This window comes from Burkholderia sp. E168m15, assembly GCF_016586105.1.
In the GTDB taxonomy this organism is placed as follows: domain Bacteria; phylum Pseudomonadota; class Gammaproteobacteria; order Burkholderiales; family Burkholderiaceae; genus Burkholderia; species Burkholderia orbicola.
Genome location: NZ_BCPO01000079.1, coordinates 130534 through 145937, shown reverse-complemented (window position 1 = coordinate 145937; position 15404 = coordinate 130534). Strand labels below are relative to the sequence as shown.

The following is a 15404-nucleotide window of genomic DNA, read 5'->3' as shown; positions in this document are numbered from 1 at the left end:
CATGCATTCGCATCCCGAAGCGGCCGATACGCTGATCGTCGGCGCGCAGTTGTACGACGGCACTGGCGCGCCGCCCGTCACGCGCGACGTCGCGATCCGCAACGGCCTGATCGCGGCGATCGGCAATCTGTCGAACTGGCTCGCGGAGCACGTCGTCGACGCGAACGGCCGGGCGCTCGCGCCGGGCTTCGTCGACGTGCACACGCACGACGACACGCACGTGATCCGTGCGCCGGAGATGATCCCGAAGATCTCGCAGGGCGTGACGACCGTGATCGTCGGCAACTGCGGAATCAGCGCATCGCCGGTGACGCTCGCCGGCGACCCGCCCGATCCGATGAACCTGCTCGGCGAGCGCGGCGCGTTCCAGTACCCGAGCTTCGCCGCTTACGTCGCGGCCGTCAACGACGCGCGCCCGGCCGTGAACGTCGCGGCGCTCGTCGGCCATACGGCGCTGCGCAACAACCAGATGGACCGCCTCGACCGCGCGGCGACCGACGGCGAGATCGCCGGCATGCGCGCGCAGCTCGAGGAGGCGCTCGCGAACGGCGCGCTCGGCTTGTCGTCGGGCCTTGCGTACGGCTCCGCGTTCGCGGCGCCGCCCGAGGAAGTGATGGCGCTCGCCGAGCCGCTCGCCCAATCCGGTGCGCTGTACACCACGCACATGCGTACCGAGTTCGACGCGATCCTCGACGCGATGGACGAGGCTTACCGCGTCGGCCGCCACGCGCAGGTGCCGGTCGTGATCTCGCACCTGAAGTGCGCGGGCCCGTCGAACTGGGGGCGCAGCACCGAGGTGCTCGCGTCGCTCGACGGCGCGCGACGTTACCAGCCGGTCGGCTGCGACTGCTATCCGTACAGCCGCAGTTCGTCGACGCTCGACCTGAAGCAGGTGACGGGCGACATCGACATCACGATCACGTGGTCGGAGCCGCACCCGGAAGTCGCGGGCAAGCTGTTGAAGGCGATCGCGGCCGACTGGGGCGTGAGCGAGCAGGAAGCCGCGCAGCGCATTCGCCCCGCGGGCGCCGTGTACCACAACATGTCCGAGGACGACGTGCGCCGGATCCTGTCGCATCCGGCGACGATGGTCGGCTCCGACGGCCTGCCGAACGATCCGCTGCCGCACCCGCGGCTGTGGGGCGCGTTCCCGCGCGTGCTCGGCCATTACGTGCGCGACACCAACCTGTTGCCGCTCGAGGAGGCGATCCGCAAGATGACGTCGCTGTCCGCGCGTCGCTATGGCATCCCGAAGCGAGGCGAAGTGCATGTCGGTTACCACGCGGATCTCGTGCTGTTCGATCCGGCGAGCGTGATCGACGCCGCGACGTTCGAGAAGCCGCAACAGCCCGCGCACGGGATCGACGCGGTGTGGGTGAACGGCGTGCTGACATACGAAAACGGCCAGCCGACCGGCGAGCGCGCCGGCGGTTTCGTCGCGCGCGGCGAGCGCGTGCCGGCGAGTGCCGATGCGGCGTTCTGAACGCGGCAGGTGTTCCGATCTTCCGCGCGTGCCCAAGCCGGCGCGCGCATCCGTAACCGAAATGTGAGGAGTGAAACGATGAAGCGATATGGCGTAGGCGAAGCGAAGGGCACGGGCGGCCAGGTGATGCCGTTTGCACGGGCGGTCGAGGCCGACGGCTGGCTGTACGTGTCGGGCCAGACGCCGATGGTAAACGGCGAGGTCGTCGAAGGCGGGATCGTCACGCAGTCGAAGCAGACGATCGAGAACGTGATCGCGATCCTGAAGGAAGCCGGCTACGGACTCGAGCACGTCGTGCGCTGCGGCGTGTGGCTCGATGACGCGCGCGATTTCGCGTCGTTCAACAAGGTGTTCGTGTCGTACTTCGGCGAGCATCCGCCGGCACGCGCGTGCGTGCAGTCGAGCATGGTCATCGACTGCAAGGTCGAGGTCGATTGCATCGCGTACAAGCCGCCGGTGAAGTAACGCGCCGCGGCGAGTCGATACGCGCAACGGGCCCGGTGTGAACTGCACCGGGCCCGTTTTGTCATTTTCCGGGTGCGGTCCGACGGACTCGAGGCCGTCACGCGGCTGCAACCGTTGCAACGCATTCAGCCCGTTGGTGTAACGTGCTGTCCGAACGACTGAAAGGACATGTATGGAATGGGCTGCACTGGTGCCGGAGCTGATCTGCTCGGACCTTGCCGGAAGCGTGCGCTTCTATCGGGACGTGCTGGGTTTCCGGATTCGCTTCGAGCGTCCGGAAGACGGATTCGCGTACCTCGAGCTCGGAGGGGTTCAACTGATGCTCGAGCAGCAGAGCCCGGAAAGCTGGCTGACGGGCGCGATGGAGCCGCCGTTCGGGCGGGGAATCAACCTGCAGATCGAGGTCGATGCGATCGGCCCGATTCATGACCGGATCGTCGCCGCAGGCGTGGCGCTGTTCGCCGCCCCCCGAACCTCCTGGTATCGGCAGGACGACATCGAACACGGCCAGATCGAGATGCTGGTGCAAGACCCCGACGGCTACCTGCTGCGCCTGGTGGAAATTCTCCCGGAGCGCCCGGTGCAAGGATGAACCGGGCCGTCCGCCGCCCGGAAGGGGCGGGCGAACGGTCGCCGGCGAGTTTCACTGCCGCGCGGTCCGCGCGTTGTCCGGCATCGGCTGGTTGTAATTCGTGCGGAACGGGTTGATGTCGAGCCCGCCGCGGCGCGTGTAGCGCGCGTACACCGCGAGCTTCACCGGTTTGCACGCATGCAGGATGTCGAGGAAGATTCGCTCGACGCACTGCTCGTGAAAGCCCGTGTGATTGCGGAACGAGATGATGTAGCGCAGCAGGCCCGCGTGGTCGATCTGCGGCCCGACGTAGTGGATCTGCACACTGCCCCAGTCGGGCTGGCCCGTGACCGGGCAGTTCGAGCGCAGCAGGTCGGACACGAGCGTCTCCTCGACCGGCGCTTCGTTCTCGCCGTCGGCCGCCGACAGCAGCGACGGATCGGGTTCGTACACGTCGGTGTCGAGGTCGAGCCGGTCGAGCGACAGCCCGTCGAGCTCGTCCATCTCCAGCTTGGCGAAATCGTGCGGCGACACCAGCTGGACCGACACGCTCGCGCCGCACGCGGCCGACACGTCGCGCTTCAGCACGTCGCGCACCGCATCGACCGAGTCGAACTTCGACTGCGCGAACGAGCCGAGATACAGCTTGAACGACTTCGATTCGACGATGTTCGGCGATTCGGCCGGCACGTAGAACGTCGCGATCGCGACCTGCGGCTTGCCGCGCGCATTGAGCCACGACAGCTCGTACGCGTTCCAGATGTCGGTGCCGAAGAACGGCAGCGCCGACGTGATGCCGAGCTGCTCGCGTGCGCCGGCGCGCGGGATCGGGAACAGCAGCGACGCGTCGTACTGCGCCGCGTAGACGGTGGCCTTGCCGAGCGGGGAATGTTCGGGATTCATTGCACGAAGCCTTTACGACAGGAAGAGGCGGTAAGCCGGGTTGGCGCTCTCTTCGACATACGGGTAGCCGAGTGCCGCGAGGAAGCGTTCGAATTCGGCGCGATCGGCCTGCGGCACCTGCAGCCCGACGAGGATCGAGCTGTAGTCCGCGCCCTGGTTGCGGTAGTGGAACAGGCTGATGTTCCAGTCCGGCGCCATCGACGACAGGAACTTCATCAGCGCGCCCGGCCGTTCCGGGAATTCGAAGCGGAACAGGCGCTCGTCGAGCGCGAGCGGCGAGCGGCCGCCGACCATGTAGCGGATGTGTTCCTTCGACAGCTCGTCGTGCGTCAGGTCGACGCTCTTGAAGCCGTGCGACTCGAAGTTCGCGGCGATCTCCGCCGATTCGCCGCGGCGCTTGATCTGCACGCCGACGAAGATGTGCGCGGACTTCTCGTCGGCGATCCGGTAGTTGAACTCGGTGACGTTGCGATCGCCGACGAGCGAGCAGAAGCGCTTGAAGCTGCCGCGTTCCTCGGGAATCGTGACCGCGAACACGGCTTCGCGCGCTTCGCCGACCTCGGCGCGCTCGGCGACGAAGCGCATCCGGTCGAAATTCATGTTCGCGCCGGACGTGACCGCGACGAGCGTCTGGTTCTCGATGCCTTCGCGTTCCGCATACAGCTTCGCACCCGCGACCGCGAGCGCGCCGGACGGCTCGAGCACGCTGCGCGTGTCCTGGAACACGTCCTTGATCGCCGCGCACAGTGCGTCGGTGTTGACGGTCACGACGCCGTCCAGGAATTCGCGGCACAGCCGGAAGGTTTCCTCGCCGACGAGCTTTACCGCGGTGCCGTCCGCGAACAGGCCGACTTCGCTCAGCTCGATGCGCTCGCCCGCGTCCAGCGACTGCGCCATCGCGCACGAATCCTCGGCCTGCACGCCGATCACCTTGATCTCCGGGCGCACCGCCTTCACGTACGCGGCGACGCCGGACGCGAGTCCGCCGCCGCCGATCGGCACGAAGACCGCGTGGATCGGGCCCTGGTGCTGGCGCAGGATTTCCATCGCGATCGTGCCCTGGCCGGCGATCACGTACGGATCGTCGAACGGGTGGACGAACGTGAGGTCGCGCTCCTGCTGGACCTTGACCGCGTGCGCGTACGCATCGCTGTACGATTCGCCCGCCTGGATCACCTCGACGCTCGGGCCGCCGTGCGCGCGCACCGCGTCGACCTTCACCTGCGGCGTCGTGACCGGTACGACGATCACGGCCTTGACGCCCATCCGGGCCGCCGAGAACGCAACGCCCTGCGCGTGGTTGCCGGCCGACGCGGTAATCACGCCGCGCGCGAGCGCGTCCACCGGAATGTGCGCCATCTTGTTGTATGCGCCGCGCAGCTTGAACGAGAACACCGGCTGGTTGTCCTCGCGCTTCAGGTAAACGGCGTTGCGCAGCCGGGCCGACAGGTTGCGGGCCGGTTCGAGTTCCGTCTCGATCGCGACGTCGTAGACGCGCGCGGTGAGGATTTTCTTCAGGTAATCGTGGGATGCCATGGGCGCTCGCGGGCAGTGCGGATGCAGACGGTAAAGGGTCAATGATAGCGCCAAGGGTCCGCCCGCACGCAAGCGGCATGCCGGGCGGGCGGCTGTGAGCGCTCGCGTGCGCGGGCGGACAGGGCATTCGCGCCGCCGGGCGTCGCCTTTTACCGGCGCACTTTACCGGTTTAACCGCATGGTTACCGACCGGACGGACGGCGAATGATCACATGAAATCGCGCCGAGCCCCGCCCGGCGCGGCTCGCGGCGATAGCCCCACGACCTGTCCGGCGTGTCACGGGCGGCCCGATCATGGGTTAGAATTCCGTTTTGAATCAAGGATTCGGAAGATGCAGAGGCACCCTCGGATCGCACCGTTGAAGCCGACGCCGCGCGCAGCCAGCCCCGCGGCCGAACGGCATGCGCGCCGCGCGCGATCGTGCTGATGATTCCGAGTGCCGCCAGGCCCTGTCGCCGGCCAGGAGGGGCGAGTCGCCCGCTCCGGCCCCATGAAGGACAGCCGCGCGCCTGGTAACAGAACAGATTTCCCCAAGATTGCGCCTACGCGCTTGCCGACGCCCGTGCACGGTGTATCGGCCCTCCGAGTCGTCCGAACATGAACGCACCACAAGTTTTCGATCCGCATGGCGCGGCCGCCGCCGTCGCCGCCGACCCCGCGCCCCGCTTGCGCGAGATTCCCTACAACTACACGTCCTTCTCGGATCGCGAGATCGTGATCCGCCTGCTCGGCGAAGAGGCGTGGTCGGTGCTCGACGAACTGCGTGCCGAGCGCCGCACGGGCCGCTCGGCACGGATGCTGTACGAAGTGCTCGGTGACATCTGGGTCGTGCGTCGCAACCCGTATCTGCAAGACGACCTGCTCGACAACCCGAAGCGCCGCGCGCTGCTGATCGAGGCGCTGAACCACCGACTGACAGAGATCGGCAAGCGCCGCAGCGCGGATCTCACCGAGCACCGCGACGACGCGGGCCGCGAGCGCGCGTCGCGCGTCGAGATGCTCGAAACCGCCGCGCAGCGCGCGGTCAACGAGTTCGCGGACGAATTCGACAAGATGGCCGACCTGCGCCGCCGCGCGACCAAGGCGCTCGGCCGCTGCACGCAGAAGGACAACATCCGCTTCGACGGGCTGTCGCGCGTGTCGCACGTGACCGACGCGACCGACTGGCGCGTCGAATACCCGTTCGTCGTGCTGACGCCCGACACCGAAGCCGAGATCGCCGGCCTGATCAAGGCGTGCTTCGAGCTCGGCCTGACCGTGATCCCGCGCGGCGGCGGCACCGGCTACACGGGCGGCGCGGTGCCGCTCACGCCGTTTTCCGCGGTGATCAACACCGAAAAGCTCGAACAGCTCGGCGCGGTCGAACTGACCGAGCTGCCGGGCGTCGCGCACAAGGTGCCGACGATCTTCTCCGGCGCAGGCGTCGTCACGCGCCGCGTGACCGAGGCGGCGGAAGCGGCCGGCTACGTGTTCGCGGTCGATCCGACCTCGCTCGACGCATCGTGCATCGGCGGTAACGTCGCGATGAACGCGGGCGGCAAGAAGGCCGTGCTGTGGGGCACCGCGCTCGACAACCTGGCCTGGTGGCGGATGGTCGACCCGGACGGCAACTGGCTCGAAGTGACGCGCCACGAGCACAACCAGGGCAAGATCCACGACATCGCGGTCGCGCGCTTCGAGCTGAAGTGGTTCGACGGCGCGTATGCGCCGGGCGAGAAGCTGCTGCGCACCGAGATGCTCGAGATCGAAGGCCGCCGGTTCCGCAAGGAAGGGCTCGGCAAGGACGTGACCGACAAGTTCCTCGCCGGCCTGCCGGGCGTGCAGAAGGAAGGCTGCGACGGGCTCATCACGTCTGCGCGCTGGGTGCTGCACAAGATGCCCGCGCACACGCGCACCGTCTGCCTCGAATTCTTCGGCCAGGCGCGCGAGGCGATCCCGAGCATCGTCGAGATCAAGGACTACCTGTTCGAGACGTCGAAGCAGGGCGGCGCGATCCTCGCGGGCCTCGAGCACCTCGACGAGCGCTACCTGCGCGCGGTCGGCTACGCGACCAAGAGCAAGCGCAATGCGTTTCCGAAGATGGTGCTGATCGGCGACATCGTCGGCGATGACGCCGACGCGGTCGCACAGGCGACGTCCGAAGTGATCCGGATGGCGAACGGCAAGAGCGGCGAAGGCTTCGTCGCGGTCAGCGCGGAGGCGCGCAAGCGCTTCTGGCTCGACCGCAGTCGCACGGCCGCGATCGCGAAGCACACGAACGCGTTCAAGATCAACGAGGACGTCGTCATCCCGCTGAACCGGATGGGCGAGTACACCGACGGCATCGAGCGGATCAACATCGAGCTGTCGCTGAAGAACAAGCTGCAACTGGTGGACGCGCTCGAAGCGTTCTTCCGCGGCGGCAACCTGCCGCTCGGCAAGACCGACGACGCGAACGAGATCCCGAGCGCGGAACTGCTGGAAGACCGTGTGCAGCAGGCGCTGGAGCTGCTCAAGCGCGTGCGCGCGCGCTGGGAATTCGTGCGCGACCGGCTCGACCAGCCGCTGCGCGAGGCGCAGCACTACCTGGTGCAGCTCGGCTACGAGGCGCTCGCCGAGAAGTTCGCGGATCGCGCGGACGAGCAGCCGGGCGCGACCGTGTTCCACATCACGCAGGACCGCACGGTCCGCATCTCGTGGAAGCAGGAGATCCGCGCGGAACTGCGCGCGATCTTCAACGGCGGCGCGTTCAAGCAGATCCTCGACGAGGCGCAGGCGATCCACAAGCGCGTGCTGCGCGGCCGCGTGTTCGTCGCGCTGCACATGCACGCGGGCGACGGCAACGTCCACACCAACATCCCGGTCAACTCCGACAACTACGAGATGCTGCAGGACGCGCACGCGTCGGTCGCCCGCATCATGACGCTCGCGCGCTCGCTCGACGGCGTGATTTCCGGCGAACACGGGATCGGCATCACGAAGCTCGAATTCCTGACCGACGACGAGATCGCCGAATTCCGCGCGTACAAGCAGCGCGTCGACCCGAACGGGCGCTTCAACAAGGGCAAGCTGCTCGACGGCGCCGATCTGCGCAACGCGTACACGCCCAGCTTCGGGCTGATGGGTTACGAGTCGCTGATCATGCAGCAGTCCGACATCGGCGCGATCGCCGATTCGGTGAAGGACTGCCTGCGCTGCGGCAAGTGCAAGCCGGTGTGCGCGACCCACGTGCCGCGCGCGAACCTGCTGTACAGCCCGCGCAACAAGATTCTCGCGACGTCGCTCTTGGTCGAGGCGTTCCTGTACGAAGAGCAGACGCGCCGCGGCGTGTCGATCAAGCACTGGGACGAATTCAACGACGTGGCCGACCACTGCACGGTGTGCCACAAGTGCGCGACGCCATGCCCGGTGAAGATCGACTTCGGCGACGTCACGATGAACATGCGCAACCTGTTGCGCAAGATGGGCAAGAAGAAATTCAACGCCGGCAATGCGGCGGGCATGTTCTTCCTGAACGCGACCAATCCGCAGACGATCAACCTCGCGCGCGGCGTGATGATGGGCGTCGGCTACAAGGTGCAGCGCTTCGCGAACGACATGCTGAAGAAGGTCGTGACGAAGCAGACGCAGCACCCGCCCGCGACGACCGGCAAGCCGCCGGCGGTCGAGCAGGTGATCCACTTCGTCAACAAGAAGATGCCGGGCAACCTGCCGAAGAAGACGGCGCGCGCGCTGCTGGACATCGAGGACAACAAGATCGTGCCGATCATCCGCAACCCGAAGTCGACGACCGTCGATTCGGAAGCGGTGTTCTACTTCCCGGGCTGCGGCTCCGAGCGGCTGTTCTCGCAGGTCGGGCTGGCCACGCAGGCGATGCTTTGGGAAGCGGGCGTGCAGACGGTGCTGCCGCCGGGCTACCTGTGCTGCGGCTATCCGCAGCGCGGCTCGGGCCAGTACGACAAGGCCGAGAAGATCGTCACGGACAACCGCGTGCTGTTCCACCGTGTCGCGAATACGCTGAACTACCTCGACATCAAGACGGTGGTCGTGTCGTGCGGCACCTGCTACGACCAGCTCGCGGGCTACGAATTCGACAAGATCTTCCCGGGCTGCCGGATCATCGACATCCACGAGTTCCTGCTCGAGAAGGGGATGAAGCTCGATGGCGTGACGGGCACGCGCTACATGTATCACGACCCGTGCCACACGCCGATCAAGACGATCGACCCGGTGAAGCTGGTCAACGAGCTGATGGGTTCGGAGAAGGACGGCTACAAGATCGAGAAGAACGATCGCTGCTGCGGCGAATCGGGCACGCTGGCGGTCACGCGGCCGGACATCTCCACGCAGGTCCGCTTCCGCAAGGAAGAGGAGATCCGCAAGGGCGCCGCGAAGCTGCGCGCGATTCCCGTGGTGGCGGGCGATGCGCCGGCGCCGGCCGCCGCGGCCGCGAACGGCCCGGACGTGAAGATCCTGACGAGCTGCCCGTCGTGCCTGCAGGGCCTGTCGCGCTACAGCGAGGATGCGAACCTCGAAGCCGACTACATCGTGGTCGAAATCGCGCGCCAGGTGCTCGGCGAGAACTGGATGGCCGATTATGTCGCACGGGCGAACCATGGCGGGATCGAGCGCGTGCTGGTCTAATGCGGGCATGACGACCGCCCGACCGGGCCGGGAATGAGCGGGCGCCGGCATGCCATGCCGGCGCCTGTCCACATGGGAGCGACGATGGAATGCGTGTTTTGCCGTGAAGACGGCGGCGAGGTGCTCTGGCAGGACGATGCGCTGCGCGTCGTGCTCGCCACGGGCGAGCACGACTACCCGGGCTTCTGCCGGGTGATCTGGGGCGCGCACGTGGCCGAGTTCTCCGATCTCGGCGAGCCCGAGCGGGCACATCTGATGCGCGTGGTCTACGCGGTCGAGCGGGCCGTGCGCCGCGTGATGCAGCCGAACAAGGTGAATCTCGCGAGCCTCGGCAACATGGTGCCGCACGTGCACTGGCACGTGATTCCGCGTTTTTCCAACGATGCCCATTTTCCGCAGCCCGTGTGGGCGCCGCGCCAGCGCAGCGTGTCCGAGGCGCTGCTGCGCTCGCGCGCGGCGCAGGCCTCGCTGCTGCACAATGCGGTGCGCGAGGAAATTCAACGCATGACCGATTCGAGGCAAGCATGAGCGGTTTGACTTCCACGACGCCGATTCCGTCCGGCGTCGTCGTGCACGCGGTGTCGCGCGTGCTCGAATTGCAGTATCCGAACGGCGAGAGTTACCGGATTCCGTTCGAGCTGATGCGCGTCTATTCGCCGTCGGCCGAGGTGCGCGGCCACGGGCCCGGCCAGGAGACGTTGCAGACCGGCAAGCGCGAAGTGACGATCACCGCGCTCGAGGGCGTCGGCAACTATGCGCTGCAGCCGACATTCTCCGACGGCCATTCGACCGGCATCTACTCGTGGGACCTGCTGTACGAGCTGGCGACGCAGCAGGACGCGCTGTGGCGCGACTATTTCGACAAACTGAAGGCGGCGGGCGTCGAGCGCGACGCGCCGATGCAGGCGGCCAGCGCGCCGCACGGCCACTGCCACTGAAATCGACGGCGCCCGCTCGGCGCCGTCTTGCCATTTACTGAGGATCAACGCGATGAGCAAAACCCACTTCGGCTTCGAGAGCGTCGAGGAAAACGAAAAAGCGAAGAAAGTGGCGGGCGTGTTTCATTCGGTCGCGAGCAACTACGATCTGATGAACGACCTGATGTCGGCGGGCATGCACCGCGCGTGGAAGGCGTTCACGATCGCGCAGGCGAACGTGCGCCCCGGCTTCAAGGTGCTCGACATCGCGGCCGGCACCGGCGACCTGACCAAGTCGTTCGCGAAGGCGGCCGGGCCGACGGGCGAGGTCTGGCATACCGACATCAACGAATCGATGCTGCGCGTCGGCCGCGACCGGCTGCTCGACAAGGGCATCGTGACGCCGTCGCTGTTGTGCGACGCCGAGAAAATTCCTTTTCCGGACAACTACTTCGACGTGGTCACGGTCGCGTTCGGGCTGCGCAACATGACGCACAAGGATGCCGCGCTCGCCGAGATGCGCCGCGTGACGAAGCCCGGCGGCCGCGTGATGGTGCTGGAATTCTCGAAAGTCTGGGATCCGCTGAAAAAGGCGTACGATCTGTATTCTTTCAAAGTATTGCCGTGGCTTGGCGACAAGTTCGCGAAAGATGCTGAAAGTTATCGGTATCTTGCTGAATCTATCCGGATGCACCCCGATCAGGACACGCTGAAGACGATGATGGAACAAGCAGGCCTCGACGCCGTCAAATATTACAATTTGTCAGGTGGCGTGGTAGCTTTACACCTAGGGACCAAGTACTAAGGGGTTCTTTCCCTACATTCGTCTTACATTCGGAGAAGCTGATGTCTGAATCGCGTTCGTTGTTCAACCGTAGCAAACCGTCGAAGCCGTGGGCTCGACGGGTCGGCACGCTGCTGATGGTCGGCCTGCTCACGGCCGGCACGTTCGCATCGCTCGACGCCGAAGCCCGGCGCATGGGCGGCGGGCGCAGCATCGGTCGCCAGAATTCCACCGTCACGCAGCGCCAGGCCACGCCGCCCGCGCAGCAGCCGATGCAGCAGGCCGCGCCGTCGCAGGCCCAGCGTGCGAACCCGGCTGCGCCCACGCCGGCCGCGCAGCCCAACCGCTCGCGCTGGCTCGGGCCGATCGCCGGCCTCGCGGCCGGTCTCGGCATCGCGGCGCTGCTGTCGCACTTCGGTCTCGGCGGCGCATTCGCGAGCATGATGGCGAACGTCATCGTGATCGCGTTGCTCGCGATGGTCGGCATCTGGCTGATCCGCAAGTTCATGAACCGCCGTCGCCCGCAGGAGCCGGCGTATTCGGTCGGCGGCGCGGCTTCGTCGTCGGGCGGCTACTCGCAAAGCCCGTCGTTCCAGCAGGGCAACACCGGCAGCAACTACGCGGGCAGCGGCAGCAGCTATGCGAACGAAGCACAGGGCGTATTCGGCGGCGGTGCAGCGGCCGCCGGCGCAGCCGCGGCGGCCGCGGCGCCGCTGCAGGTGCCGGCCGGTTTCGACACCGAAGCGTTCCTGCGCAGCGCGAAAGTCTATTTCGTGCGCCTGCAGGCGGCGTGGGACCAGGGCAACCTGGCCGACATCCGCGAGTTCACGACGCCCGAAATGTTCGCCGAGATCAAGATCGACCTCGATTCGCGCGGCAACGACGCGAACCAGACCGACGTCGTGCAGCTCGACGCGGAACTGGTCGCGATCGAGGATCGCGGCATCGAGCAGTCGGCGAGCGTGCGCTTCCACGGCCTGATCCGCGAAGCGGCGAATACGTCGGCCGCGCCGTTCGACGAGGTGTGGAACCTGTCGAAGTCGGGCAGTCAGGGCTGGCTGCTCGCGGGTATCCAGCAGATCAACACGCACTGAGCGTGGCCGGCGGCCCGCGCCGCCGGGCACCCGGGCGACGGCCGCCGCACTGCGACCGCTTGCCGCCCGGGTGTACGGTCAGGCACGGTCTGCCGCCGATCCGACGTTACAATAGAAACCCGCGTGGGCGCCCGGCCTGCGCGGGTTTTTTCTTTCCCAGCCCGATGACCTTTGCCGCCAAGCCTTTTGCTGCTGCCGTCAATCACCTGCTCGCGCGCGAATCGTGGGCGCGCGACCGCCTGATTCCCTATGCGGGCAAGACTGCCCGGATCGACGTGCCTCCCGTCACGCTCACGCTGCTGGTGCAGCCCGACGGCTATCTGTCGGCCGTCGACGCGCATGATGCACAACAGGTCGACGTGTCGATCGCGCTTGCCGGCGACACGGTCGCCGCGTTCCTGCAGGGCGGCCAGGCGGCCGTGATGAAGCACGTGAAGATCGAAGGCGACGCGGAATTCGCGACGCAGATCGCGAAGCTGGCCGAGCATCTGCGCTGGGAACCGGAAGAAGATCTCGCGAAGCTGGTCGGTGACGCGGCGGCGTACCGGATCGCGACGGTCGTGCGCGACGCCGGCGCGCGCGCGCGCCGCACCGGCCGCAATGTGCTCGATTCCGTCGCCGAATACTGGCTCGACGAGAACCCGCAGGTCGTCCGGCGCGCGTCGCTCGGCGGCTTCGACGCCGAACTGGCGCGCGCACGCGATGCGCTCGCGCGGGTCGAAAAGCGGGTCGAGCGACTCGAACAAAAAATCGGCGCGCGCGCAGGCTCCGGCCCGCGCGGCGCGCACTGAGGGCCGCAGGGCATGCGCATTTTCCGTTTCATCAAGATTGTCTACACCGTCATCCGCTTTGGCCTCGACGAAGTGATGCTGTCCCGGATCGACGACCGGCGCGTGAAGCTGCTGTTGCGGATCACGACGATCGGCCGCCGCTTCTCCGATCCGCCCGCCGTGCGGTTGCGTCACGCGCTCGAAAGCCTCGGCCCGATCTTCGTGAAGTTCGGCCAGGTGCTGTCGACGCGCCGCGACCTGCTGTCGGTCGATTTCGCGAACGAACTCGCGAAGCTGCAGGACCAGGTGCCGCCGTTCGATTCGGCCGTCGCGATCGCGATCATCGAGAAGTCGCTCGGCGCGCCGGTCGACGAGCTGTTCGACGAATTCGAGCGCGAGCCGATCGCGAGCGCGTCGATCGCGCAGGTGCACTTCGCGAAGCTGAAGCAGGGCGTGCACGCGGGCAAGGCCGTCGCCGTCAAGGTGCTGCGGCCGAACATGCTGCCGGTGATCGATTCCGACCTCGCGCTGATGCGCGACATCGCGACGTGGACCGAGCGCATGTGGGCCGACGGCCGGCGCCTGAAGCCGCGCGAGGTCGTCGCCGAATTCGACAAGTACCTGCACGACGAGCTCGACCTGATGCGCGAGGCCGCGAACGGCAGCCAGCTGCGCCGCAACTTCGCGGGCCTCGACCTGCTGCTCGTACCCGAGATGTTCTGGGATTTCTCGACGTCGCAGGTGCTCGTGATGGAGCGCATGACCGGCGTGCCGATCAGCCAGGTCGAGACGCTGCGTTCGGCCGGCGTCGACATCAAGAAGCTCGCGCGCGAAGGCGTCGAGATCTTCTTCACGCAGGTGTTCCGCGACGGCTTTTTCCATGCGGACATGCACCCGGGCAACATTCAGGTGAGCCTCGACCCGAACACGTTCGGCCGTTATATCGCGCTCGATTTCGGGATCGTCGGCGCACTGTCCGATTTCGACAAGAATTACCTCGCGCAGAACTTCCTCGCGTTCTTCAAGCGCGACTATCACCGTGTCGCGACGCTCCACCTCGAATCGGGCTGGGTGCCGCCCGAGACGCGCGTCGAGGAGCTCGAAAGCGCGATCCGCGCGGTGTGCGAGCCGTATTTCGATCGCGCGCTGAAGGACATCTCGCTCGGCCAGGTGCTGATGCGCCTGTTCTCGACGTCGCGCCGCTTCAACGTCGAGATCCAGCCGCAGCTCGTGCTGCTGCAGAAGACGATGCTGAACGTCGAAGGGCTCGGCCGCTCGCTCGACCCCGAGCTCGATCTGTGGAAGACCGCGAAGCCGTATCTCGAGCGCTGGATGACCGAGCAGATCGGCCTGCGCGGCTGGTACGAGCGGTTCAAGGTCGAGGCGCCGCAGTGGAGCAAGACGCTGCCGCAACTGCCGCGCCTGATCCACCATGCACTGGCCGCGCGCCACGACGCGCCGCGCGCCGCGAGCGAGGAGCTGATGCGTCAGGTCCTCGTCGAGCAGAAGCGGACAAACCGGCTGCTGCAGGCGTTGCTGATCTTCGGTCTGGCCGTCGGCGTCGGGGCGCTCGTCGCGCGCGTGCTGCTCGCGCTCGCGTACGGTGCTTGATCGAAAGGAGCGCGGCGATGTCCGATCCGAAGCAACCGGCCGCACCGTCGGCCGCCGATTTCGCGACGCGCGACCCCGGTAGCGCATCGTTCTGGGACGAGCGTTTCGCACGCGGCGTGACGCCGTGGGAATTCGGCGGCGTGCCGGACGGCTTTCGCGTGTTCGCGCAGCGGCGCGAGCCGTGCGCGGTGCTGATTCCCGGCTGCGGCAGTGCGCAGGAGGCCGGCTGGCTCGCGCAGGCCGGCTGGCCGGTGCGGGCGATCGATTTCGCCGCGCAGGCGGTCGCTGCGGCGAAGGCGCAGCTCGGCGCGCATGCGGACGTCGTCGAACAGGCCGATTTTTTCCAGTACCGGCCGCCGTTCGACGTGCAGTGGGTGTACGAGCGCGCGTTCCTGTGCGCGTTGCCGCCGGGCCTGCGCGCCGGCTATGCGGCGCGGATGGCCGAGCTGCTGCCCACGGGCGGATTGCTGGCCGGCTATTTCTTCGTGGTGGCCAAACCGAAGGGGCCGCCGTTCGGGATCGAGCGGGCGGAACTCGATGCGCTGCTCGCGCCGCACTTCGAGCTGCTCGAGGATTTGCCCGTGACCGATTCGCTGGCCGTGTTCGACGGGCACGAGCGCTGGCTCACGTGGCGCCGTCGCTGATG

13 protein-coding genes are annotated in these 15404 nt (G+C 67.0%); 11 read left to right on the top strand and 2 right to left on the bottom strand.

The features are described from left to right. Nucleotide 1: 1 nt before the first annotated feature. From JMF86_RS13635 to JMF86_RS13625, 3 genes are all read left to right on the top strand, one after another. Nucleotides 2–1483, top strand: coding sequence for an amidohydrolase family protein (locus tag JMF86_RS13635; RefSeq protein WP_011546195.1), 1482 nt, complete (start codon nt 2–4; stop codon nt 1481–1483). A gap of 78 nt (nt 1484–1561) precedes the next feature. Continuing rightward, on the top strand, nt 1562–1948 hold the full coding sequence (locus JMF86_RS13630) for a RidA family protein (protein WP_006477830.1): 387 nt from the start codon (nt 1562–1564) through the stop codon (nt 1946–1948). 172 nt (nt 1949–2120) lie between these two features. Beyond that, nucleotides 2121–2540: a VOC family protein gene (locus JMF86_RS13625; RefSeq protein WP_011546194.1), complete on the top strand. Its 420-nt coding sequence runs from the start codon at nt 2121–2123 to the stop codon at nt 2538–2540. Nucleotides 2541–2591: 51 nt separating this feature from the next. Here the strand turns inward: JMF86_RS13625 and queF are convergent, their stop codons facing one another. Then, nucleotides 2592–3422 carry an NADPH-dependent 7-cyano-7-deazaguanine reductase QueF gene (gene queF / locus JMF86_RS13620; protein ID WP_011546193.1) on the bottom strand — a complete coding sequence of 277 codons (831 nt, stop codon included), beginning with the start codon at nt 3420–3422 and terminating at the stop codon, nt 2592–2594. Between the two features lie 12 nt (nt 3423–3434). After that, entirely contained in the window at nt 3435–4958 is a 1524-nt protein-coding gene (gene ilvA, locus JMF86_RS13615) for a threonine ammonia-lyase, biosynthetic (protein WP_011694396.1), read from the bottom strand. A 598-nt stretch (nt 4959–5556) separates the two neighbouring features. Here ilvA and JMF86_RS13610 point away from each other — a divergent pair. The 8 genes from JMF86_RS13610 to JMF86_RS13575 all read left to right on the top strand — a co-directional run bounded on the left by JMF86_RS13610 (nt 5557) and on the right by JMF86_RS13575 (nt 15402). Next, on the top strand, nt 5557–9582 hold the full coding sequence (locus tag JMF86_RS13610; RefSeq protein ID WP_006477834.1) for a DUF3683 domain-containing protein: 4026 nt from the start codon (nt 5557–5559) through the stop codon (nt 9580–9582). A gap of 84 nt (nt 9583–9666) precedes the next feature. Further along, nucleotides 9667–10110 (top strand): HIT family protein, encoded by a 444-nt coding sequence (locus tag JMF86_RS13605; RefSeq protein ID WP_011546191.1) that lies wholly within the window; start codon nt 9667–9669, stop codon nt 10108–10110. After that, nucleotides 10107–10520 (top strand): gamma-butyrobetaine hydroxylase-like domain-containing protein, encoded by a 414-nt coding sequence (locus tag JMF86_RS13600; RefSeq protein ID WP_011546190.1) that lies wholly within the window; start codon nt 10107–10109, stop codon nt 10518–10520. Before JMF86_RS13605 ends, JMF86_RS13600 begins: the two co-directional genes overlap by 4 nt. A 52-nt stretch (nt 10521–10572) precedes the next feature. Further along, entirely contained in the window at nt 10573–11304 is a 732-nt protein-coding gene (gene ubiE, locus JMF86_RS13595) for a bifunctional demethylmenaquinone methyltransferase/2-methoxy-6-polyprenyl-1,4-benzoquinol methylase UbiE (protein WP_011546189.1), read from the top strand. Nucleotides 11305–11345: 41 nt separating this feature from the next. After that, complete coding sequence (locus JMF86_RS13590) at nt 11346–12377, top strand: Tim44 domain-containing protein (protein ID WP_011546188.1); 1032 nt, start codon at nt 11346–11348, stop codon at nt 12375–12377. 164 nt (nt 12378–12541) lie between these two features. Next, nucleotides 12542–13168: an SCP2 domain-containing protein gene (locus tag JMF86_RS13585; RefSeq protein ID WP_011546187.1), complete on the top strand. Its 627-nt coding sequence runs from the start codon at nt 12542–12544 to the stop codon at nt 13166–13168. A gap of 12 nt (nt 13169–13180) precedes the next feature. Continuing rightward, nucleotides 13181–14758 carry a ubiquinone biosynthesis regulatory protein kinase UbiB gene (ubiB, locus tag JMF86_RS13580; protein WP_006487907.1) on the top strand — a complete coding sequence of 526 codons (1578 nt, stop codon included), beginning with the start codon at nt 13181–13183 and terminating at the stop codon, nt 14756–14758. Nucleotides 14759–14775: 17 nt separating this feature from the next. Further along, the gene (locus JMF86_RS13575) at nt 14776–15402 is read left to right on the top strand and encodes an SAM-dependent methyltransferase (protein WP_011546186.1); all 627 of its coding nucleotides are present in this window, start codon (nt 14776–14778) and stop codon (nt 15400–15402) included. The last annotated feature ends 2 nt before the right edge of the window (nt 15403–15404 follow it).

Bases quoted from the DNA above. Each gene is read 5' to 3' on its own strand.
- JMF86_RS13635 (WP_011546195.1), top strand. From the start codon at position 2: ATGCATTCGCATCCCGAAGCGGCCGATACGCTGATCGTCGGCGCGCAG.
- JMF86_RS13630 (WP_006477830.1), top strand. From the start codon at position 1,562: ATGAAGCGATATGGCGTAGGCGAAGCGAAGGGCACGGGCGGCCAGGTG.
- JMF86_RS13625 (WP_011546194.1), top strand. From the start codon at position 2,121: ATGGAATGGGCTGCACTGGTGCCGGAGCTGATCTGCTCGGACCTTGCC.
- queF (WP_011546193.1), bottom strand. From the start codon at position 3,422: ATGAATCCCGAACATTCCCCGCTCGGCAAGGCCACCGTCTACGCGGCG.
- ilvA (WP_011694396.1), bottom strand. From the start codon at position 4,958: ATGGCATCCCACGATTACCTGAAGAAAATCCTCACCGCGCGCGTCTAC.
- JMF86_RS13610 (WP_006477834.1), top strand. From the start codon at position 5,557: ATGAACGCACCACAAGTTTTCGATCCGCATGGCGCGGCCGCCGCCGTC.
- JMF86_RS13605 (WP_011546191.1), top strand. From the start codon at position 9,667: ATGGAATGCGTGTTTTGCCGTGAAGACGGCGGCGAGGTGCTCTGGCAG.
- JMF86_RS13600 (WP_011546190.1), top strand. From the start codon at position 10,107: ATGAGCGGTTTGACTTCCACGACGCCGATTCCGTCCGGCGTCGTCGTG.
- ubiE (WP_011546189.1), top strand. From the start codon at position 10,573: ATGAGCAAAACCCACTTCGGCTTCGAGAGCGTCGAGGAAAACGAAAAA.
- JMF86_RS13590 (WP_011546188.1), top strand. From the start codon at position 11,346: ATGTCTGAATCGCGTTCGTTGTTCAACCGTAGCAAACCGTCGAAGCCG.
- JMF86_RS13585 (WP_011546187.1), top strand. From the start codon at position 12,542: ATGACCTTTGCCGCCAAGCCTTTTGCTGCTGCCGTCAATCACCTGCTC.
- ubiB (WP_006487907.1), top strand. From the start codon at position 13,181: ATGCGCATTTTCCGTTTCATCAAGATTGTCTACACCGTCATCCGCTTT.
- JMF86_RS13575 (WP_011546186.1), top strand. From the start codon at position 14,776: ATGTCCGATCCGAAGCAACCGGCCGCACCGTCGGCCGCCGATTTCGCG.